General features: G+C 66.5%; 23 protein-coding genes and 1 tRNA gene. 10 read left to right on the top strand and 14 right to left on the bottom strand.

Going from position 1 to position 17,793, the window contains the following annotated elements; translation table 11 throughout:
- Window positions 1-330 precede the first annotated feature (330 nt).
- Together gpt and AUL34_RS13395 are read right to left on the bottom strand one after the other, a co-directional pair.
- Window positions 331-828, bottom strand: coding sequence for a xanthine phosphoribosyltransferase (gene gpt, locus AUL34_RS13400; protein WP_061934614.1), 498 nt, complete (start codon window positions 826-828; stop codon window positions 331-333).
- A 66-nt stretch (window positions 829-894) separates the two neighbouring features.
- Window positions 895-1,656 carry a competence/damage-inducible protein A gene (locus tag AUL34_RS13395; protein WP_061934612.1) on the bottom strand — a complete coding sequence of 254 codons (762 nt, stop codon included), beginning with the start codon at window positions 1,654-1,656 and terminating at the stop codon, window positions 895-897.
- 191 nt (window positions 1,657-1,847) lie between these two features.
- Between AUL34_RS13395 and wrbA the strand changes: the two genes are divergently transcribed.
- Entirely contained in the window at window positions 1,848-2,447 is a 600-nt protein-coding gene (gene wrbA / locus AUL34_RS13390; RefSeq protein ID WP_061934610.1) for an NAD(P)H:quinone oxidoreductase, read from the top strand.
- 58 nt (window positions 2,448-2,505) lie between these two features.
- Here wrbA and AUL34_RS13385 read toward each other — a convergent pair whose 3' ends face one another.
- Both AUL34_RS13385 and AUL34_RS13380 read right to left on the bottom strand, forming a co-directional pair.
- Window positions 2,506-2,694 (bottom strand): hypothetical protein, encoded by a 189-nt coding sequence (locus AUL34_RS13385; protein WP_061934608.1) that lies wholly within the window; start codon window positions 2,692-2,694, stop codon window positions 2,506-2,508.
- A gap of 257 nt (window positions 2,695-2,951) precedes the next feature.
- Window positions 2,952-3,036: transfer RNA gene (locus tag AUL34_RS13380), tRNA-Leu, on the bottom strand.
- A gap of 370 nt (window positions 3,037-3,406) precedes the next feature.
- Here AUL34_RS13380 and ilvA point away from each other — a divergent pair.
- Window positions 3,407-4,660: a threonine ammonia-lyase IlvA gene (gene ilvA, locus AUL34_RS13375; RefSeq protein ID WP_061934606.1), complete on the top strand. Its 1,254-nt coding sequence runs from the start codon at window positions 3,407-3,409 to the stop codon at window positions 4,658-4,660.
- Window positions 4,661-4,699: 39 nt separating this feature from the next.
- Here ilvA and AUL34_RS13370 read toward each other — a convergent pair whose 3' ends face one another.
- The 9 genes from AUL34_RS13370 to AUL34_RS13330 all read right to left on the bottom strand — a co-directional run bounded on the left by AUL34_RS13370 (window position 4,700) and on the right by AUL34_RS13330 (window position 12,244).
- Window positions 4,700-5,743, bottom strand: a complete 1,044-nt coding sequence (locus tag AUL34_RS13370) for a carboxylesterase (protein WP_061934604.1) — start codon at window positions 5,741-5,743, stop codon at window positions 4,700-4,702.
- Complete coding sequence (locus tag AUL34_RS13365; RefSeq protein ID WP_061934602.1) at window positions 5,730-6,254, bottom strand: GNAT family N-acetyltransferase; 525 nt, start codon at window positions 6,252-6,254, stop codon at window positions 5,730-5,732. Before AUL34_RS13365 ends, AUL34_RS13370 begins: the two co-directional genes overlap by 14 nt.
- Window positions 6,255-6,336: 82 nt before the next feature.
- Window positions 6,337-7,224 (bottom strand): 3-mercaptopyruvate sulfurtransferase, encoded by an 888-nt coding sequence (gene sseA / locus AUL34_RS13360; RefSeq protein WP_061934600.1) that lies wholly within the window; start codon window positions 7,222-7,224, stop codon window positions 6,337-6,339.
- 23 nt (window positions 7,225-7,247) lie between these two features.
- Window positions 7,248-7,982 (bottom strand): alanyl-tRNA editing protein, encoded by a 735-nt coding sequence (locus tag AUL34_RS13355; RefSeq protein ID WP_061934598.1) that lies wholly within the window; start codon window positions 7,980-7,982, stop codon window positions 7,248-7,250.
- Window positions 7,983-7,984: 2 nt separating this feature from the next.
- Window positions 7,985-9,022, bottom strand: a complete 1,038-nt coding sequence (locus AUL34_RS13350) for a cysteine synthase A (RefSeq protein ID WP_061934596.1) — start codon at window positions 9,020-9,022, stop codon at window positions 7,985-7,987.
- 127 nt (window positions 9,023-9,149) lie between these two features.
- A complete protein-coding gene (locus AUL34_RS13345; RefSeq protein WP_061934594.1) occupies window positions 9,150-9,464 on the bottom strand; it encodes a hypothetical protein in 315 nt (104 codons plus the stop codon).
- Window positions 9,461-9,691: a hypothetical protein gene (locus tag AUL34_RS13340; RefSeq protein ID WP_061934592.1), complete on the bottom strand. Its 231-nt coding sequence runs from the start codon at window positions 9,689-9,691 to the stop codon at window positions 9,461-9,463. Before AUL34_RS13340 ends, AUL34_RS13345 begins: the two co-directional genes overlap by 4 nt.
- A 114-nt stretch (window positions 9,692-9,805) precedes the next feature.
- Window positions 9,806-10,939 carry a DegT/DnrJ/EryC1/StrS aminotransferase family protein gene (locus AUL34_RS13335; RefSeq protein WP_061934590.1) on the bottom strand — a complete coding sequence of 378 codons (1,134 nt, stop codon included), beginning with the start codon at window positions 10,937-10,939 and terminating at the stop codon, window positions 9,806-9,808.
- A gap of 183 nt (window positions 10,940-11,122) precedes the next feature.
- Complete coding sequence (locus AUL34_RS13330) at window positions 11,123-12,244, bottom strand: glycosyltransferase family 4 protein (protein WP_061934588.1); 1,122 nt, start codon at window positions 12,242-12,244, stop codon at window positions 11,123-11,125.
- A 112-nt stretch (window positions 12,245-12,356) separates the two neighbouring features.
- On the opposite strand from AUL34_RS13330, the gene AUL34_RS13325 reads away from it, so the two are divergent.
- The 6 genes from AUL34_RS13325 to AUL34_RS22600 all read left to right on the top strand — a co-directional run bounded on the left by AUL34_RS13325 (window position 12,357) and on the right by AUL34_RS22600 (window position 15,976).
- On the top strand, window positions 12,357-12,836 hold the full coding sequence (locus tag AUL34_RS13325) for a TspO/MBR family protein (RefSeq protein WP_061934586.1): 480 nt from the start codon (window positions 12,357-12,359) through the stop codon (window positions 12,834-12,836).
- 102 nt (window positions 12,837-12,938) lie between these two features.
- Window positions 12,939-13,691: an SDR family NAD(P)-dependent oxidoreductase gene (locus tag AUL34_RS13320; RefSeq protein ID WP_061934584.1), complete on the top strand. Its 753-nt coding sequence runs from the start codon at window positions 12,939-12,941 to the stop codon at window positions 13,689-13,691.
- Between the two features lie 151 nt (window positions 13,692-13,842).
- Window positions 13,843-14,613: a septum site-determining protein MinC gene (gene minC, locus AUL34_RS13315; protein ID WP_061934708.1), complete on the top strand. Its 771-nt coding sequence runs from the start codon at window positions 13,843-13,845 to the stop codon at window positions 14,611-14,613.
- Between the two features lie 61 nt (window positions 14,614-14,674).
- Entirely contained in the window at window positions 14,675-15,490 is an 816-nt protein-coding gene (gene minD, locus AUL34_RS13310; RefSeq protein ID WP_061934582.1) for a septum site-determining protein MinD, read from the top strand.
- Window positions 15,487-15,756: a cell division topological specificity factor MinE gene (minE, locus tag AUL34_RS13305; RefSeq protein WP_061934580.1), complete on the top strand. Its 270-nt coding sequence runs from the start codon at window positions 15,487-15,489 to the stop codon at window positions 15,754-15,756. Before minD ends, minE begins: the two co-directional genes overlap by 4 nt.
- Before the next feature lie 55 nt (window positions 15,757-15,811).
- Window positions 15,812-15,976: a hypothetical protein gene (locus AUL34_RS22600; RefSeq protein WP_192845749.1), complete on the top strand. Its 165-nt coding sequence runs from the start codon at window positions 15,812-15,814 to the stop codon at window positions 15,974-15,976.
- Between the two features lie 62 nt (window positions 15,977-16,038).
- On the opposite strand, the gene AUL34_RS13300 is transcribed toward AUL34_RS22600, so the two are convergent.
- Window positions 16,039-16,950: an ABC transporter substrate-binding protein gene (locus tag AUL34_RS13300; RefSeq protein ID WP_061934578.1), complete on the bottom strand. Its 912-nt coding sequence runs from the start codon at window positions 16,948-16,950 to the stop codon at window positions 16,039-16,041.
- A 210-nt stretch (window positions 16,951-17,160) separates the two neighbouring features.
- Here AUL34_RS13300 and AUL34_RS22300 point away from each other — a divergent pair, with 210 nt between their 5' ends.
- Window positions 17,161-17,334 (top strand): hypothetical protein, encoded by a 174-nt coding sequence (locus AUL34_RS22300; RefSeq protein WP_156420919.1) that lies wholly within the window; start codon window positions 17,161-17,163, stop codon window positions 17,332-17,334.
- 73 nt (window positions 17,335-17,407) lie between these two features.
- Window positions 17,408-17,752 carry a RidA family protein gene (locus AUL34_RS13295; RefSeq protein WP_061934576.1) on the top strand — a complete coding sequence of 115 codons (345 nt, stop codon included), beginning with the start codon at window positions 17,408-17,410 and terminating at the stop codon, window positions 17,750-17,752.
- Window positions 17,753-17,793: the final 41 nt, after the last annotated feature.

The raw sequence follows: 17,793 nt of genomic DNA, 5'->3' as shown, positions 1-17,793 counted from the left end.
TTTGTTGACCCTACCATATATGGTGTGTCGCTTTCGAGCGACTACCAATTCTAGGGGTAGGATATCCACATCTCGTCGGATGGTTAAAATTGGAACGAAGTCCGACGATCCGTGTCTCGCGATTCAAAACTCGATGGAACCATCGGTTCCCGAGCGAAACGCTTATCCACAGGATGGTGCGCAGGCCGGAGGGAACCGGTTCCACGGGCGACGTTAATGGCGCGTGGATGACGGCACCAGCAGGCGCGAAAAAGGCTACGGGACGAGTGTGGAAGCTGGGGATAAAGCAGGCGAGCGGTTCGGACGCTCAGCCTGCGGCCCCGGACGGGCTCAGCCCGCCGAGCCCTTGGCGATCGGCGCCTGGAAGGAGAGGCCGAGATCCCAGGGGAAGAAGATCCAGGTGTCCTGGCTGACCTCGGTGATGAAGGTGTCGACCAGCGGCCGTCCCTTGGGCTTGGCGTAGACCGTGGCGAAATGCGCCTTCGGCAGCATGGCACGCACGAGGGCCGCCGTCTTGCCGGTGTCGGTCAGGTCGTCGACGATCAGGATGCCGTCGCCGTCGTCCTCGCGCAGGGCCGGCGCGATGTCCTTGAGCACGCGCAGTTCCCCTTGCGTGTCGTACTCGTGGTAGGAGGCGATGCACACCGTCTCGATCAGCCGCGTGCCGAGTTCTCGCGCGATGATCGCCGCCGGCACCAGCCCGCCGCGCGTGATGCAGACGATCGCCTTCCACTCCGCTCTTTGTCCGGCCAGACGCCAGGCGAGCGCGCGGGCGTCGCGATGGAACTGCTCCCAGGAAACGGGAAAGGACTTCTCGGGCGTGGACATGGCGGGCGACTCCGTCGGCGGGACGTTTCCGTTATCGCTTCGGGGCCGGGGCGGCAAGCCGGATGGTCAGGCAGGCCTAGCGCCCGCCGTCGTCGACTCCTCGATCATCGCGCGGATGTCCGTGGCCGCCGCATCCCGGGCCGCCTCGCTGCGCGAGCGCACCACGAGTTCGGTCGTGTAGCGATGCCCGTCGAACTTCGGGTAGGACCCGATCGCGGTCTCGGGATGCCGTTTCTGGATCTGTCCGAGCGGCCCGCCGATGTCGCCTTCGCCGACGGGGCACGCAATGGCAAGGCTCGTCATCACGGGTCCCGTGGGCAGGGTCGGCAGGACGTTGTCGAGCATCGCGGTGAAGATGCCCGGTACGCCGGCCATCACGAAGACATTGCCGATGCGAAAACCAGGGGCGACCGATACGGGGTTGTCGATCAGCGTGGAGCCGCGCGGCATGCGGGTCATCCGCTGGCGGGCCTCGGTGAAGGGCAGCGAGCGGCCTTCGTAATAGCTGGCGAGCAGCCGTTCGGCCTCCGGATGCGGCTCGACCGGCAGCCCGAACGCCTTGCCGATCGCATCGGCGGTGATGTCGTCGTGGGTCGGTCCGATGCCGCCGGATGTGAAGACGAAATCGTAGCGCTTGCGAAGCGCGTCGAGCGCCGAGACGATCTCGTCCTCGACGTCGGGAACGATGCGCACCTCGCGAAGATCGAGGCCTGCGAGCGTGAGGACCTGTGCGAGGTGCGCGATGTTGCGATCCTTGGTGCGTCCGGACAGGAGTTCGTCTCCGATCGCCAGCATCGCCGCCGTATGAACCTTCGCCGCGTCCGTCATGGAACCCCTCCGCCAATGGAGAAGGTTTGGGGCGGACCACCGCCAAGGGAAGGGGGTGTGCACTTCACCGGATCGGTAAACGGTGCGTCACGTCGCGCACCCCTCGTATTCCTGTGATCCGGGCGCTCTAAGTGCAGCGCACGGCGAGCCCGGACGCCGCTCGGATGTCTCCGGCAGCACACGAGGATACGATGGCGAAGGTACTGGTTCTCTACTATTCGAGCTACGGCCACATCGAGACCATGGCGAAGGCCGTGGCAGAGGGCGCGCGCGAGGGGGGCGCCGAGGTGGACATCAAGCGCGTGCCGGAGACCGCGCCAGCCGAAGTGGTGAAGGCCGCTGGCTTCAAGGCCAACCACGACTTTCCCGAGGCGCAGCCCGACGAACTCGCGCAGTACGACGCGATCATCGTCGGCGTGCCGACACGGTACGGCAACATGGCTTCGCAGATGGCATCCTTCTGGGATCGGACCGGTGGTCTCTGGGCGCAGGGCAAGCTGATCGGCAAGGTCGGCGGTGCGTTCTCGTCGTCCGCCACCCAGCATGGCGGCAACGAGGCGACCATCCTCTCGGTCCACAAGACGCTGCTGCACCATGGTCTGGTGATCGTCGGTCTGCCGTATTCGTTCCAGGGGCAGATGGCCTCGGACCAGATCGTCGGCGGTTCGCCGTACGGCGCCACCACGATCGCCAACGGCGACGGCTCACGTCAACCGAGCCCGATCGAGTTGGATGGCGCCCGCTTCCAGGGCCGTCACATCGCTGAGATCGCAACTAAGCTCGTCGCCTGATCGTCTGGGCCCGGCCCGTTCGTCGCGAACGGCCGGGCGCTTTCGCGTCCCGCGTCGTTCAGGAACGCCTCGGTTCGGAAAACGGGGTAGGTTCGATATCGGCGGAAAGAGCATCGCGCAGGCATCGCAGGGCGAGATTGTCGCTTTGCAGATGCTGCAGCATGTCCGACGCCTGTTCATCCTGCAGATCCAACCAGGGATCGGCAACGATGGACGACGACAAGGGGATGCGTTTGATCTCGACCAATGACCGATCCTCCTCGAACCGCCTCCGATGTTCCATCCACGTGATGAGAAGAGCACGCGGTCGGTGCAAAAACAAATTAAAGATCGGTCATTGCTTGCGACACTTACGCATCTGCCGCACGACGAAGGATCGCAGGGAAGTCGCACTGCCGGCTAACCAATAGCACCCGGCGTTTGGTCTGAGTTTTGGGTTGGGAGTACCTGACGCAACAGCGAACGTGTGGTCCGAAGATTTTCCAATTGGAACAAAAGAACCATTGGTGCAGGCGGCGGGACTCGAACCCGCATGCCACTGGGACAACGGATTTTAAGTCCGTCGCGTATACCATTTCGCCACGCCTGCCTCGTGTCCGGCGTCGCCTGCCGAGCACCGTCCGCTTCTAGTCCGAGCATGCCACTGGCGGAAGGGGACAAGTGCGGCTTTACAAGTCCGCTTCGTTGCCGCATGGAGCGGGTCGCGGAAACCACCGGGAAGGGAGCGCGCGATGTCCTTTGTTGCTTCGATCGGCGGAGTCCATTCCTCGATTATCGGCGCCGGCGTCCTTTCACGCTGACCGCCGCCCGATAAGCACGGTCACGGAAAGCACGTCCGGCGGAGACGACAGGCGCTTTCGATGCGCGTCGTCCCATCGCGTCCGACAGGGCCTTGGCCCCGTATGAGTTCCAGGCGCGCCGATCAGGCCCGAGCGCCGTTCCGAGATAGAAGATTTCCCATGCCGAACGCCGATTTCCATAGGGGCGTCGAGGCGGCGCTGACCGCGCTGCGCGACCTCTTCCCCGAAACGCCGCTGCAGCTCAACGAGCACCTGTCCCACCGCTACGGCGCGCGCATCTTCCTCAAGCGCGAGGACCTGACGCCGGTCCGCTCCTACAAGATCCGCGGCGCCTTCAATTTCATGCGCAAGCGCATCGAAGCCGGCGAGACGGCGGCCAGCTTCACCTGCGCCTCGGCCGGTAATCATGCGCAGGGTTTCGCCTTCGCCTGCAAGCATTTCGGCCTCAAGGGGCGGGTCTTCATGCCGGTGACGACCCCTCAGCAGAAGATCGCCAAGACGCGCATGTTCGGGGGCGACGCGATCGAGATCGAGCTCGTCGGCGACATCTTCGACGAGAGCTACGCCGCCGCCCGTCGTTTTGCCGAGGAGAGCGGCGCGGCGATGGTACCGCCGTTCGATCATCTCGACATCGTGGAAGGCCAGGCGACGGTCGGGCTCGAGATCATGAGCCAGCTCGGACATGAGCATCCCGAGATGCTGATCCTGCCGGTCGGCGGCGGTGGTCTCGCCTCGGGCCTCACAAAGGTGTTCGAGGGCGAGGGTTCGCCCGACATCCGCTTGGTGGAACCGCTCGGCGCGCCGAGCCTGCGCACCAGCCTGATCGAGGGGCGGCGAGTTCGCCTCGAACAGGTCGACGGGTTCGTCGACGGCGCGGCCGTGGCCGAGATCGGTGCGCTGCCCTTCGAGATCCTCAGCCGGTTCACGCCCGAGCATGTGCTGCTTAGCCCAGAGGGCCGTATCTGTCAGACGATGATCGAGATGCTCAATGTCGAGGGCATCGTGGTCGAGCCGGCCGGGGCGCTCGCCATCGACGCCCTGCGTGCGCTCGGGCCCGAGGTGCGCGGGAAGACGGTCGTGCTCGTGGTGTCGGGCGGCAATTTCGACTTCGAGCGCCTGCCGGACGTCAAGGAGCGCGCGCTGCGCTTCGAAGGCCTGAAGAAGTACTTCATCCTGCGCCTCGCCCAGCGCCCCGGCGCACTGCGCGACTTCCTCGACCTCCTGGGACCCGAGGACGACGTTGCGCGCTTCGAGTATCTGAAGAAGTCGGCACGCGATTTCGGCTCGATCCTGCTCGGCATCGAGACCCGTCATGCCGCAAACTTCGACGCGCTGCTCGCTCGCTTCGCCGAGGCCGGCATCCGCTATCAGGACATCACTGAAAACCAGATCATGTCCGATCTCCTGATCTGACGGCGGAGGCGGTTCACGGCCGGCCGGGACCTGCCTCGTTCAGAGCCGCAGGGTCCGGCGGAGCCAGTCGGCAATCTGCGTGGCCAGACGTTGCGTCGTCGCAGGCGAGCGGATGTCGCCCGCGATCACGTGCTGCGAGGCGTCGGTGCTGTCGTCCACGAGGATCGTCTCGTGCGGCCCGCCCCACCGCGATGCGATCGCTTCGGTCCGCTCGGGGCGCACGACCTCGTCGCGCGGCGAGTAGACGAAGAGCGCCGGTGTCGCGATCGCCGAGACGTCGAGTCGGTCCGCGATCTCCGTAAGTCGCGCCATCGGCAGGAGTGCCGCCGTCGGATAGGTCTCGGTCCAGACGGAGTTCGCTCCGGTTCCCGGCTCATCCGAACCGTAGGTTTCGGGACCGAGGTAAGGCAGGAGGTCCCGCGCGAAGGGGACCGTCAACAGGAACGAGCGCCAGTTCCGCAGTCCGAAGTTCGGCGAGATCTCCACCAGGGCGGCCAGCCCCTCGGAAAGCTCGGGCCGGCTGGCGCCGACGGTCGCCAATGCGCCGCCCGTCGAGGTGCCGATGACGACGACGCGCTCGCCGATCGACCGGCCGATCGCCATCGCCTCGGCGTAGTCGTCGATCCAGTCGCCAACGCTCGTCTGCGTCATCGCCGCGGCGTCGCGCCCATGACCCGACAGACGGGTGTAGAAGAGGTTGGCGCCGAGTTCTCGCGCCACGAGATCGGCCAGCGGCCGGGTCTCGCCTTTCGAGGCCGAGAAGCCGTGGATGTAGACGATCGCGAGCGGGGTCTTGGCTCGCGAGGTCGGATAGGCCCAGACGATCTCCTTTTCCGCCTCGGGCCGAAGGTTCGGGACGTTCGCCTCCTCGCCCGCGAGATAGCGCGCGGGATCGGAGCCGATCGCCGCCGGATCGAAGTCCGACGTCAATCGCACGGGTTCGCGGGGTCCTAACACCCAGGCGAGCGCCAACGCGACCAGCGCCACGCCGACGATCACGAGCAGCACGCGCACCAGGATGCGGCGTCCGCGCTTGGGGCTCGGCGCGGCGGCGGGCTTCGGAGCGGGTTCAGTCGTCGTCATGGGCGGCCGTCGTGACTTCGCGGGTGGAAACCGGGCGAAAGCCCATTTTGCGATAAAGCGGCAGGGCGGCCGGGTGATCGAGCGTGTTGGTCTCCACCGTCAAGGCGCTCGGCATCTCCTCGAAGCCGGCCGATATCGCGTGGCCGAGAAGGTGGCGCGCGAGCCCCTGTCCGCGGAACTCCGGCATGATGCCGAAATGGACAAGGCGCGTCTCGCGCGGCGCGCGACCGGCGTCGAGCTCGAACCAGCCGGCCGGCGCACCGTCGCAGTAGAGGATGCGCATGCGCACGTTGGGCGCGTGGATCTCTCGCGCCAGCGCTTCGTCGCTGAGATTGCGCGAGGTCCAGTGATGGCCGCGGCCGACTGCCGCATAGAGGAAGCGATAGTAGGCGAGTGGGATCTGGCGAACCTTCAGGACCTCGTAGGCCCGGCCGTTTCGGGGCGCGGGCGAAGGCTGCTCGGGAGGCTGGTGCATCACGAGCTGCGTGACGGTGGTCCTCAGAATGCGCATGGAGGTCGGTTCAAGTCCTTGGGCTGAAGCAATTCCGGGCGAAGCGGGACCGCTTCACCTGCGAACGCGGGCAAACAGGAGGCTAGCGAGCGTCCCGGGAACTGCGGTTCAGGGGAAGCTTACCGGCTGGTCCGCCTTCGGCAGGCGTGTCGGGGCGCGAGCCCCATTCGGTCCAGGAGCCGTCATAGAGCTTCACGTCGCTCTTGTGGAGCGAGGCGAGAGCGAAATTGATAGTGGCCGCGGTCACGCCCGAGCCGCAGGAGGTGACGATCGGTGCGTCCGTATCGATGCCGGCTTCCTCGAAAAGGCGTTGCAGCGCGTCGGGCGACTTCAGGCGACCATCGGCGGCGAGGTCCGAGGCGGGCAGGGAGCGAGCGCCGGGCATATGGCCACCACGAACGCCGGGCCGCGGCTCGGGCACGTCCGCCGAGAAGCGCCCAGCGGGGCGGGCGTCCGCGATCTGGCGCGAACCGTCCTTCACGATGGCGCGCATCTCTTCCAGGGAGGCCACGGCCGCGGCGTCCAAGTGCGCCTCGAACCGCGCGGGCTTCACCTCGGGCTCGCCCGTTTCCACCGGCCGGCTCCCGGAGATCCAGGCGGGATAGCCGCCGTCGAGGATGCGCACGTCTCTGGCGCCGAAGGTGCGGAACATCCACCAGACGCGCGGCGCGCTGAACAGTCCCATGCCGTCGTAGACCACGATCGTGTCGCTGTGGCTGATCCCGAGCGCACCGGCCGCCGCTGCGAAGGTCTCGGCGGAGGGCAGGGTGTGCGGCAGGTCCGATGTCCGGTCCACCACCGCGTCCTGATCGAAGAAGACGGCGCCCGGGATATGACCGGCCAGGAATTCAGGGTGCCCGAAGCGCTTCTGCGCCGGCAGATACCAGGAGGCATCGACGATCGAAAGGCCGGGGCGGCCGATCTCGTCCGCCAGCTGCTCGGCGGAGATCAGGAACGGGTTGCTGCTCATCGGAGGCCTCGCAAAGAGAGGTTTCAGGCTGGGAGCCGGCCGAAACGCAGGCGGAAGCGGCGGTTGGTACGCCCCTTCTTTTCGATCTTGGCGACGTGGATCTCGCCGATCTCCTGCGTCTCGCCGACATGCGTTCCGCCGCAGGGCTGGGAATCGACCCCGCCGTCCTCGCCGATCGCCACCACGCGCACGCGTCCGGTGCCGCGCGGCGGGCGCACGTTGGCGGACTTCACCAGGCCTGGGTTGGCATCCAGCTCCTCGTCGGTGATCCAGCGCGTGAAGACCTTGTGGTTCTCCGCGACGAGCCTGGCGAGAGCCTTCGTCACCTCGTCCTTGTCCGTGTCGGCGTCCGGCAGGTCGAAGTCGAGCCGGCTCTCGTCCTCGCCGACCGCCGCGCCGGTGACGGGATAGGGGCAGACCACCGTCAGGAGGTGCAGCGCCGTGTGCATGCGCATCATCTTGTAACGGCGCGGCCAGTCGACATGCAGCACCACCGTTTCGCCCGGTGCGGGCAGGTCGCCGTCGCCGAGATGCAGGACGATGGCGGCACGGTCCTCGCCGTAGCGCGTGTCGGTGACCGCGATCTGCCGCCCGTCGCCGAGTTCGATCGAGCCGGTGTCACCCGGCTGGCCGCCGCCCGCCGGGTAGAAATTGCAGCGATCAACCACGATCCCGCGTTCGCCCTCGTGCGCGAGGACCCGCGCTTCCAGCGTCGAAAGATAGGCATCGTCGAGATAGGCTGCCTCGGTGCGCGCCATGGTCAAGCCGCCTCGTAGGGGATCGCGAAGGCGGGCTTTCGCTCAAGCCAACCTGGCACCGGCAGGTTCTTCTCGCGCAGGAACGCGGGATTGAAGAGCTTCGACTGGTAGCGGTTGCCGTAGTCGCACAGGATCGTCACGATCGTATGGCCCGGCCCCATCTCGCGCGCCATGCGGATCGCGCCCGCAATATTGACCCCCGACGAGCCGCCGAGGCACAGGCCTTCCTCTGCGATCAGGTCGAAGATGATCGGCAGCGCCTCCTCGTCCGGGATCTGGTAGGCGAAGTCGGGCGCGAAGCCCTCGAGATTGGCCGTCACGCGCCCCTGGCCGATGCCTTCCGTGATCGACGTGCCCTCCGAGGCGAACTTGCCGGACGTGTAGTAGCTGTAGAGCGCGGCGCCCATCGGGTCGGCGATGCCGATCTTGATGTGACCCGAATGGCGCTTGAGACCCATCGCGGTTCCGGCCAGCGTTCCGCCGGTGCCCACGGCGCAGACGAAGCCGTCGACCTGCCCGTCGGTCTGGTGCCAGATCTCCTCGGCGGTCGTGACGACATGCCCGTCGCGGTTGGCCGTGTTGTCGAACTGGTTGGCCCAGATCGCGCCGCCGGGCGCAGTCCCGGCCAGTTGCTCGGCGAGCCGCCCGGACAGCTTCACGTAGTTGTTCGGGTTCTTGTAGGGGACGGCCGGAACCTCGATCAACTCGGCGCCCCATAGGCGCAGCGCGTCCTTCTTCTCCTGGCTCTGCGTCTCGGGGATCACGATTACGGTCTTGTAGCCGAGCGCATCGGCCACCATCGCGAGGCCGATCCCGGTGTTGCCTGCCGTGCCTTCGACGATCGTCCCGCCGGGCTGCAGCAGACCCTTCGCCTCGGCGTCCCGGATGATGAAGAGCGCGGCGCGATCCTTCACGGACTGCCCGGGGTTCATGAACTCGGCCTTGCCGTAGATCTCGCAGCCGGTCAGCTCCGAGGCCTTGGCAAGGCGGATCAGCGGCGTGTTGCCGATGGCGTCGATGACGGCGTTGTATCTGGGCATGGTGTCCTGGCAGCCGGATTCGTCTGTGGCAGACGGTAAGGTGCGGCACCCAGCGAGACAAGGAAGGGCATGCTGCCGGAAAGCCGTCCGACGCAACGCGATTTCAGGGACCGCATCGGCAGGGTCGTCAGGCCCGCCCGACGGGCTCCATGCCTTGCAGGCTCGGCAGAACGGGTTGGGCGGGCCGCGCACCGTTTCGCAGCGCCTCGATCAAGGCCCGCAGGTCACCTTCGCCCGGCGTCCAGCCGCAGGGACACCCTGCCGGATCGAGATGGGCTCGGGCGATGTCGCGATAGACCGCGCCGAGCGCGCGGGCCAAGGTCTCGAGAGCCGCAAGCGGCGGGGTGCGCCTGTCACGCATCGCCCGTTCGAACAGGCGCGCCGTTCCCTCCCGGATCTCGTGGTCGCGGGCCAGGATCTCGGCCGGAGTGCGCGCGCTCATGGACGCGCGTCCGGGTGCTCGGCCGCACCGACGAGATCGACCACACGGCGCGTACGCTTGTCGAGACCGGCATAGGACTGGAAGTCGTCCATCTCCCCATGTCGGAGACGGCGTAACGCCTCGCGCAGTTCGGCGACGGAGACGCGATTGCGGACCATCTCGTGAACCACCACCGCGCTGACCGGTCCGAGGACGGCCAGCACTTCGACCGGTGTGACGACGCTCATCGCTGACCCCCGTGGAATGTATCGCACGGGTGGTGGTATCACGTGAGCTATCCAGCGCAAGATGCTGAATTCAGATGATAATTATTCCAATTCCAGTCTGCGCTGGCGGGGGTCTCAGGCCAGAGCCGCGAGCGAAGCGGCGATGACGCGATCCTGCATCGCCTCGTCGAGATAGGCGTGCATCGGTAAGCTGACGACCTCGGCGCAGAGCTGGTCGGTGACCGGCAGTCCGTTGCCGCCGACCGGCCAGTGCTTGTAGGCGGTCTGCCGGTGGAGCGGCTTTCCGTAGTAGATGACAGTCGGTACGCCCGCTTCCTTCAAGGAGGACATGAAGGCGTCGCGGCGTCCGTCCGGCACACGGATCGTGTACTGCGCCCAGGTCGACACGACATCGTCGGCAATCGTCTGGGGCGCGACGATGCCCTCGAGCGCCGCGCTGTAGCGCGCGGCGATGCGCATGCGCGCCTCGATCTCCTCCGGGAAGATTGCGAGCTTCTCGATCAGAACCGCAGCCTGAAACGTATCGAGACGAGCAGTCAGCCCAAGGCGGACGTTGTCGTACTTGTCGCTGCCGCCGCCGTGGATGCGGATCGAGCGGAGAATGTCGGCAAGCTCGGCGTCGTCGGTCTGGATCGCGCCGCCGTCGCCGTAGCAGCCCAGCGGCTTAGCTGGATAGAAGCTCGTCGCCACGGCGTCCGCCCAGAGGCCGGCCATCTTGCCACCCAGCGTCGAACCGTAGCCCTGTGCTGCGTCCGAGAGCACGCGCAAGTCGAACGCATCGGCCACGGCGCGGATGGCGGGGTAGTCCGCGATCTGGCCGAAGAGATCGACCGCGATGATCGCGCGTGGCGTCAACTCGCCTTTGGCGACCACCTCCTCGACCGTGCGCCGTAGATGCGCGGGGTCCATGTTGAACGTCCCCGGCAGAACGTCCACGAAAACCGGCGATGCGCCCGCCAGGCCGACGACTTCGGCCGTGGCCGCGAAGGTGAAGCTCGGCACGAAGACCGCGTCGCCGGGGCCGATGCCCCAAGCCATCAGCGGCATCAGCAGCGCGTCGGTGCCCGAGGCGCAGGCGATCGTGTGCGCCATGCCGCCGAAGGCCGAGAGCAGGGTCTCCAGTTCGGCGACGTCGGGTCCCATGATGAAGGCGCCCTGGTCCATGATGCGCGAGAACCGCGCCTCGATGCGAGGGCGGATCCGGTCGCGCTGCGTGGCAAGATCGATGAAGGGGATGGGCTGGCTCATAGGTGTCCTTCGGGTTCGCGCTCTTCGGGCCAGGGGCTATGGATGTCCGCAGGGCCGGTCGCGGTCGGTGAAAGGGGTGGAATGCAGGGCTACTCGTTCACGCCGGCAAATCAAGCGACTTGGCGCATCGCACCATCACGTTTGGCGCGGCAGCGGCGGGGGACGTGATGAGCCGCGGCACGGTCAACGCAGGAGATCGCGATAGACGGCCTGTATCTGCGCGGCGACGTCGGCCTCGGTGAACCCATCGCGCACGCGCGCCGCCGCCTCAATGCCCATGCGGTCCACCAACGAGCGGTCGCCGGCCAGACGCGCGATGGCACCGGCCAGCGCCTCGACGTCGTCCACAGGCACGACGAGCCCGTCCACCCCGTTGCGCACGAAAGTGCGGCAGCCCGGAACGTCGGTCGTCAGGGACGGACGGCCGCAGGCAGCGGACTCGAGAAGCGTGCGGGGCAGGCCTTCGCCGCCGCGCGACGGCAGGCAGGCAGCATGGTGTTCGTTCCAGACGGTGGCGACCGAGCCAGTCGGGCCATGCCAGGTGATGCCGGGCTGCGCCGACCACTCCCGAAGGGTTTGAAGCGGGATTGCCTTGGGGTTCGAAGGGTCGGGCGCGCCGTAGAGTGAAAGCGTCACGTCGACCCCCCGCTCGCGTGCCTGGCGAACGGCGTCTACCGCCGTGTCGATGCCTTTGGACCACAGCATGCGCGAGACCACCGCGACGCGCAGCCTCTTGCCGGACGGTAGCGGCGTAGCGGGATAGGCAGCGGGATCAATGCCGGCCCCGCCGAGGATGGTGACATCGGGAGCGCAGGGATCGAGCCCGAGCAGCTTCGGGTCGTCCTCGTTTTCGAACACGAAGTGCGTCTGCGGTGAGGAAAGCGGACCCCGGATGATGCGCCGCAGGGCTGCGCGCGCTGCGCGCCCCGTCCGGTCCGTCTTCGCGCCGAGGAAGCCGAGGCCGGTCAGGGCGTAGACGCGGCGGGGCAGACCCGCGAGCACGCAGGCAGCGCCGCCGACGAGGATAGGCTTCAGCGAGATGCAATGGACGATGTCCGGCTGCTCCTCGCGCAGGATTCTCGCCAGCCGGACGACGGCGGAGGTCGCCGCCAACGGATTGATGCTCCGCCGCTCGGCCTCCAGCGGGCGCACGCGCGCGCCGGTCACCTCGATTGCCGGCGCATGGGCACGGACCCTCGCGATCACCACGACATCGAGGCCCATCGAGACGGCCGCTCGGGCCATGGGCAGGAAATGCGAGGCGAAGAACCAGTCCTCGGTGACGATGAAGGCTAGCTTGGGCAAACGGTGTGCGGCTCCCGATCGGCGATGGGCAGGAGTTAACGAGCGGTGCCGCGAATGGAAAGGGCTGGCACCGGACCCTATCCTCAAGCGCAATCGGCAAAGGGTTCGGCACATGACGTTTCTGGACGGTCTGGTACTCCTCGGTTTCCTGGCGCTATCGGGCCTAGTGGCCTCGAGCGGCATCCTGTTCAAGCCGGGGACGTGGTACACGGGCCTGCGCAAACCCGGCTGGACGCCCCCGAACCGCGCCTTTCCGATCGTCTGGTCGATCCTTTATCTGATGATCGCCGTGTCGGGCTGGCTGGTCTGGCGCAACGCCGGCTGGGTGGCGGGGCCGTTCGCCCTGTTCGGGCTTCAGATGGTTCTGAATTTCCTTTGGTCGTGGCTGTTCTTCGGCCTGCGTAAGCCGCTTTGGGCGCTCGCCGACATCGGGCTTCTGGCAGTGGCGGTGGCCGCGACCGCGCTGGCCTTCGCGCCCTTGAGCGGGACCGCGGCGCTCATTCTCGTGCCCTATCTCGCCTGGGTCTGCGTCGCGTTCGCGTTGAACCTCTCGGTCTGGCGGCTCAATCGCCACCGCGGCGTGTTCGCTTGAACGCAAACTTGTCTGCGTTATCGCGGCGCAACGCTTGACCCGTTGCGGTGGGGAAGCGCAAAGCCGCAGGCGAAACCGCAGCGCTTTTTGAAAGAATCGACCATGACCTTCGCCAACTATCCGAGCCTTAAAGGGCGCACCGCCTTTATCACCGGCGGCGCGTCCGGCATTGGGCGAGACGTGGTTCGGGCCTTCGCCGAGCAGGGCTCGCGGGTCGGTTTCGTCGATATCGACGCCGGACGCGGCGAGGCGCTGGCTGCCGAGTTCGGGCCCGAGGTCGCTTTCGAGCCCTGCGACCTGCGCGACATCGACGCGCTCAAGACGGCGTTCGAGCGACTGAAGGGCCGCGTCGGCGCGGCCAACATCCTCGTCAACAATGCGGCGCGCGACGACCGGCACGGGTGGGAGACGGTGACCCCCGACTACTACGACGAGCGGATCGCCGCGAACCTGCGCCATGCGTTCTTCGCGATCCAGACGGTGGCGCCGGACATGATCGCCGCCAAGGGTGGTTCGATCATCAATTTCGGCTCGAACTCCTGGATGCAGGCGAGCGGCGGCATGCCGGTCTACACCACCGCCAAGTCGGCGGTGCACGGCATGACGCGGTCGTTCGCGCGTGATCTCGGCACCCATGGGATCCGCGTCAATACGGTCGTGCCGGGCTGGATCATGACGGAGCGCCAGAAGGAGCTCTGGGTGACCGAAGAGAGCCTCAATGCCCAGCTCGAGCGCCAGTGCCTTCCGGTGCCCGTCGAGCCGGTCTACGTCGCGCGCATGGTGCTGTTCCTGGCGTCGGACGACGCGGCGATGTGCACGGCCAACAACTTCATGGTGGAGGGTGGCGCGCTCTAGGCCACAACGAGGTTTTCGGTCCTGCGCGACGGCCGCCCGAGGGGCGGCCGTTTCGTTTTGGTTCCGACGCAAGGCTCGCACGTGCTGCGACAGTTAACCCTCAGTTAAGGCTGAGGCGTTTAGATCGGCCAGCAACGAAACGTTAATGAAGATGACCGAAGCCTTACCCACACGCAAAGCGGTCCGTCTTCGCGGCCGGTCCTTCCTGGCCCTGGTGCTGTCGCCCGAGCTCCCCTTCGGCGACTGGCTTCACCAGCTGGACGACCTCGCTCGCCGTTCGACCGGCTTCTTCCTGGGGCGTCCGATCGTCCTGGACGTGGCTGGTCTGCCGATCACGCGCGAGCAGCTCGCCGATCTTCTCGCGGAGCTCGGCAAGCGCAACGTGCGGGTCATGGGCATCGAGGGCGCGCTGCCGTCGATCCTGGCGCCCGGCATGCCGCCGGAGATGAAGGGTGGCCGCAACGCCGCCGACATCGAGGTGCCGGACGCACCCGCAGGGGCTGCGCCCGCTCGGGAAGGCCTGGACGTCAAGGCGACGGCCGAGAGCCCCAAGGTGCCGGACGCGGTGCGCGCGACGCATGTCGCGACGACCCCCTCGCTGCTGATCGAGGAGCCGGTCCGCTCGGGCCAGTCGATCATCTTTCCGGAAGGCGACGTGACCGTGCTCGGGTCCGTTTCCTCCGGTGCCGAGGTGATCGCCGGCGGTTCGATCCACGTCTACGGCGCGCTGCGTGGCCGTGCGCTGGCGGGCTCGGCAGGCAACGCCAATGCCCGCATCTTCTGCCGCAAACTGGAGGCGGAGCTCATCGCGATCGACGGTCTTTACAAGACCGCCGAGGACATCGACCCCAAGATGCGTGGTCAGGCAGTTCACGTCTGGCTCGACGATACCGTGCTGAGGACGGTCGCCCTCGCGAACTGATCGCCATGACGGCGACGGCGGGACGATCGGAACGAAGAACCAAGGAAGAGGATGAGCCCCAATGGCTGAAGTGATGGTGGTGACATCGGGCAAGGGAGGCGTCGGAAAGACGACCTCAACAGCCGCGCTCGGCGCCGCTCTGGCACAGAACGGCCAGAAGGTGGTGGTCGTCGATTTCGACGTCGGTCTGCGCAACCTCGACCTCGTGATGGGCGCCGAGCGCCGCGTGGTCTACGACCTCATCAACGTGGTCCAGGGCGACGCCAACCTCAACCAGGCGCTGATCCGCGACAAGCGCGTCGATTCGCTCTGCCTGCTGCCGGCCTCGCAGACACGCGACAAGGACAATCTCACGCAGGACGGCGTCGACCGCGTCATGGACCAGCTCCGGTCGATGTTCGACTGGGTCATCTGCGACAGCCCCGCCGGCATCGAGCGCGGCGCGACGCTGGCGATGCGCCATGCCAATGTCGCCGTGGTCGTGACCAACCCCGAGGTCTCCTCGGTTCGCGATAGCGACCGCATCATCGGCCTCCTCGATTCGAAGACCCTGCGCGCCGAAAACGGCGGCCGGATCGACAAGCACCTGCTTCTGACGCGCTACGACACGGCGCGCGCAGAACGCGGAGACATGCTGAAGGTCGACGACGTTCTGGAGATTCTTTCGATCCCGCTGCTCGGCATCGTGCCGGAGAGCCCGGAAGTCTTGCGCGCCTCGAACCTTGGAACCCCGGTGACGTTGAGCGACGCCGCCAGCGCGCCGGCTCGCGCCTACATGGACGCCGCGAAGCGCCTCATGGGCCAAACCATTCCGATGAATGTTCCCTCCGACAAGAAGGGCCTCTTCGGGAAGTTCTTCAACCGGAGGGCCGCATGAGCCTGTTCGGTTTCTTCCAGAGGCGCTCGACCACCACGGCGCCGGCCGCCCGCGAGCGACTGCAGGTCCTCCTGGCGCACGAGCGCGCGGAGATCGGCCAGAATGATCTCGTGGCCGTGCTGCGCGAGGAAATCCTCGCCGTGATCGCCAAGCACATGCCGATCAGCCGCGAGAAGGTGAAGGTGAAGATGGACCGGGGCGAGCAGATCTCGACCCTGGAAGTCGACATCGAGCTTCCGCAGCTGGCGACCGCTACGGCGCACTGATCGATCCGGCGGTCTGCCGCCGGCCGATACCCTCCATCGCGAAAAGGAGACAGCGATGAACCGAGCCGAACTCCTCGTCCGCCTGCAGAACGTGCAGCAGCTCCCGCAGATGCAGGGGCGCAACATCCGAAGCATCGCGGCTGTGCTCTCGACCGAGGCACTGGCAAAGCATGTGGAGGTCTGCGAAGCGCAGGCGGAAAAGGCGGCAACCCGCCAGTAGACAAAGACAAGGCCCGGCAGCGATGCCGGGCCTTTTCGTTTCTCGTCAGCAGCCTGACGGCCTTACTTCATCAGGTTCTTCGAGCGCAGGTAGTCCTCGGCGACCGCCTTGGCCGGCTCGCCGCCGACCTGCACACGCCCGTTCAACTCCTGCAGCGTGACGAGGTCGAGACCTTCGAACACGGGCTTCAGGAGATCGGACAGCTGCGGATTGGCCTGAAGCACCGCCTCGCGAACGATCGGCGCGGGTTGATAGACGGGCTGCACGTTCTTGTCGTCCTCCAGGACGACGAGGCCGGAGGGGGCGATGCCCCCGTCGGTGCCGTAGACCATTGCGACGTTCACGCCGTTGGTCTCCTGAGCGGCAGCGGCGATCGTGGCCGCCGTGTCGCCGCCGGATAGCGTCAGAAGCTGGTCTGGCTTCAGCTGGAAGCCGTACGCCGTCTGGAACGACGGCAGCGCCGAAGCTGAATTGACGAACTCGGCCGAAGCCGCGAGCTTTGCCCCGCCGCCGCCGGAAACCCAGCGTCCGAAGTCCGAGAGCGTCACCAGCTTGTTCTCGTCGGCGACGTCCTTGCGCGCCGCCATGCCCCAGGTGTTGTTGGCCGGCGAGGGCGTCAGCCAAACGATCTTGTTGGCGTCGTAGTCCAGCTTCTTCGCCTCTTCGTAGGCCTTCGCGGCATCCTTCCAGAGCGCGTCGTCGGCCTTGTTGAAGAAGAACGCGGCGTTGCCGGTGTATTCCGGGTAGATGTCGATCTCACCCGCGGTGATGGCGTTTCGCACCACGGGCGTTCCGCCGAGCTGGATCCGGTCGGTGGTTTCGATGCCAGCATTCTGCAGAACGAGCAGGATCATGTTGCCGAGCACGCCTCCCTCGGTATCGATCTTGGATGACACGACCACAGGCGCCGCCAGGGCCGACTGCGACATGAGAACCGTCGCCGCCAGGGCGAGCGCGAATGACTGGAGACGCATGATCCGACCGTTCCTTCTACACCCCGCGACGATGCGGGCTCTGCGCATGTCGGATTCTGTCGTGGGGCGAACCGATCTCAAGGGGCAGACGGGCGAGAAGTTCCAGGAACGTTCGTCGGTGCGCCGCTTTGACGCCTCAAATTCTTAAGAAAGTTGGAACCGAACCCTGATCTGCGGATTCCGCGAACTGGATGAAGGAAGGGTGGGATCATGAAGACGACGGATATCATCGAGGCCTACGAGGCTGGTCTGATCACGCGCGGCGAGGCGATCGAGCAGGGGCTCGTGGACGACCTCGACGCTCTCTACGACAAGAGCGCCAGCTCTGGGGGATGGACGCCTCGCGAACGATTCTCCGCCGTACGCGGCTTTGCCGGCCGCTGAGCGCCGCCGCCTGTCCAACTGGTCCGGCACGTCCTAAGAAGCTCTCGCAGAACCGAACGATTCGGAGAGTTTCATGAGCATTCGTCGCATCGAACCCGGCCGCCGCATGAGCGCGGCCGTGATCCACGGCAACACCGTCTATCTTGCCGGCCAGGTCGGCAATCCGGGCGATGACGTCACGCAGCAGACCCAGACCGTGCTGGCCGAGATCGACCGACTGCTGGCCGAGGCCGGCACGGACAAGTCGAAGCTCCTGTCGACGACCATCTGGCTCGCCGACATGAAGGATTTCGGCGCGATGAACGCGGTGTGGGACGCATGGGTCGATCCCGCGAACCCGCCTGCGCGCGCTACCGGTGAGTCGGCTCTGGCAGGTCCGGAGTACCGCGTCGAGATCATCGTCGTCGCGGCGATCTGACGAAAGAGGGGCGGAGGTCAAACGGCCTCCGTCTCTTCTTC

The sequence above is a fragment of the Aureimonas sp. AU22 genome, assembly GCF_001463745.1.
In the GTDB taxonomy this organism is placed as follows: Bacteria; Pseudomonadota; Alphaproteobacteria; order Rhizobiales; family Rhizobiaceae; genus Aureimonas.
The sequence above is the reverse complement of the archived record's forward strand: the minus strand, read 5'-3'. Positions and strand labels throughout refer to the sequence as shown.

Coding starts and splice junctions, on each gene's coding strand:
- gpt (WP_061934614.1), bottom strand. CDS start 828: ATGTCCACGCCCGAGAAGTCCTTTCCCGTTTCCTGGGAGCAGTTCCAT.
- AUL34_RS13395 (WP_061934612.1), bottom strand. CDS start 1,656: ATGACGGACGCGGCGAAGGTTCATACGGCGGCGATGCTGGCGATCGGA.
- wrbA (WP_061934610.1), top strand. CDS start 1,848: ATGGCGAAGGTACTGGTTCTCTACTATTCGAGCTACGGCCACATCGAG.
- ilvA (WP_061934606.1), top strand. CDS start 3,407: ATGCCGAACGCCGATTTCCATAGGGGCGTCGAGGCGGCGCTGACCGCG.
- AUL34_RS13370 (WP_061934604.1), bottom strand. CDS start 5,743: ATGACGACGACTGAACCCGCTCCGAAGCCCGCCGCCGCGCCGAGCCCC.
- AUL34_RS13365 (WP_061934602.1), bottom strand. CDS start 6,254: ATGCGCATTCTGAGGACCACCGTCACGCAGCTCGTGATGCACCAGCCT.
- sseA (WP_061934600.1), bottom strand. CDS start 7,224: ATGAGCAGCAACCCGTTCCTGATCTCCGCCGAGCAGCTGGCGGACGAG.
- AUL34_RS13355 (WP_061934598.1), bottom strand. CDS start 7,982: ATGGCGCGCACCGAGGCAGCCTATCTCGACGATGCCTATCTTTCGACG.
- AUL34_RS13350 (WP_061934596.1), bottom strand. CDS start 9,022: ATGCCCAGATACAACGCCGTCATCGACGCCATCGGCAACACGCCGCTG.
- AUL34_RS13345 (WP_061934594.1), bottom strand. CDS start 9,464: ATGAGCGCGCGCACTCCGGCCGAGATCCTGGCCCGCGACCACGAGATC.
- AUL34_RS13340 (WP_061934592.1), bottom strand. CDS start 9,691: ATGAGCGTCGTCACACCGGTCGAAGTGCTGGCCGTCCTCGGACCGGTC.
- AUL34_RS13335 (WP_061934590.1), bottom strand. CDS start 10,939: ATGAGCCAGCCCATCCCCTTCATCGATCTTGCCACGCAGCGCGACCGG.
- AUL34_RS13325 (WP_061934586.1), top strand. CDS start 12,357: ATGACGTTTCTGGACGGTCTGGTACTCCTCGGTTTCCTGGCGCTATCG.
- AUL34_RS13320 (WP_061934584.1), top strand. CDS start 12,939: ATGACCTTCGCCAACTATCCGAGCCTTAAAGGGCGCACCGCCTTTATC.
- minC (WP_061934708.1), top strand. CDS start 13,843: ATGACCGAAGCCTTACCCACACGCAAAGCGGTCCGTCTTCGCGGCCGG.
- minD (WP_061934582.1), top strand. CDS start 14,675: ATGGCTGAAGTGATGGTGGTGACATCGGGCAAGGGAGGCGTCGGAAAG.
- minE (WP_061934580.1), top strand. CDS start 15,487: ATGAGCCTGTTCGGTTTCTTCCAGAGGCGCTCGACCACCACGGCGCCG.
- AUL34_RS22600 (WP_192845749.1), top strand. CDS start 15,812: ATGAACCGAGCCGAACTCCTCGTCCGCCTGCAGAACGTGCAGCAGCTC.
- AUL34_RS13300 (WP_061934578.1), bottom strand. CDS start 16,950: ATGCGTCTCCAGTCATTCGCGCTCGCCCTGGCGGCGACGGTTCTCATG.
- AUL34_RS22300 (WP_156420919.1), top strand. CDS start 17,161: ATGAAGACGACGGATATCATCGAGGCCTACGAGGCTGGTCTGATCACG.
- AUL34_RS13295 (WP_061934576.1), top strand. CDS start 17,408: ATGAGCATTCGTCGCATCGAACCCGGCCGCCGCATGAGCGCGGCCGTG.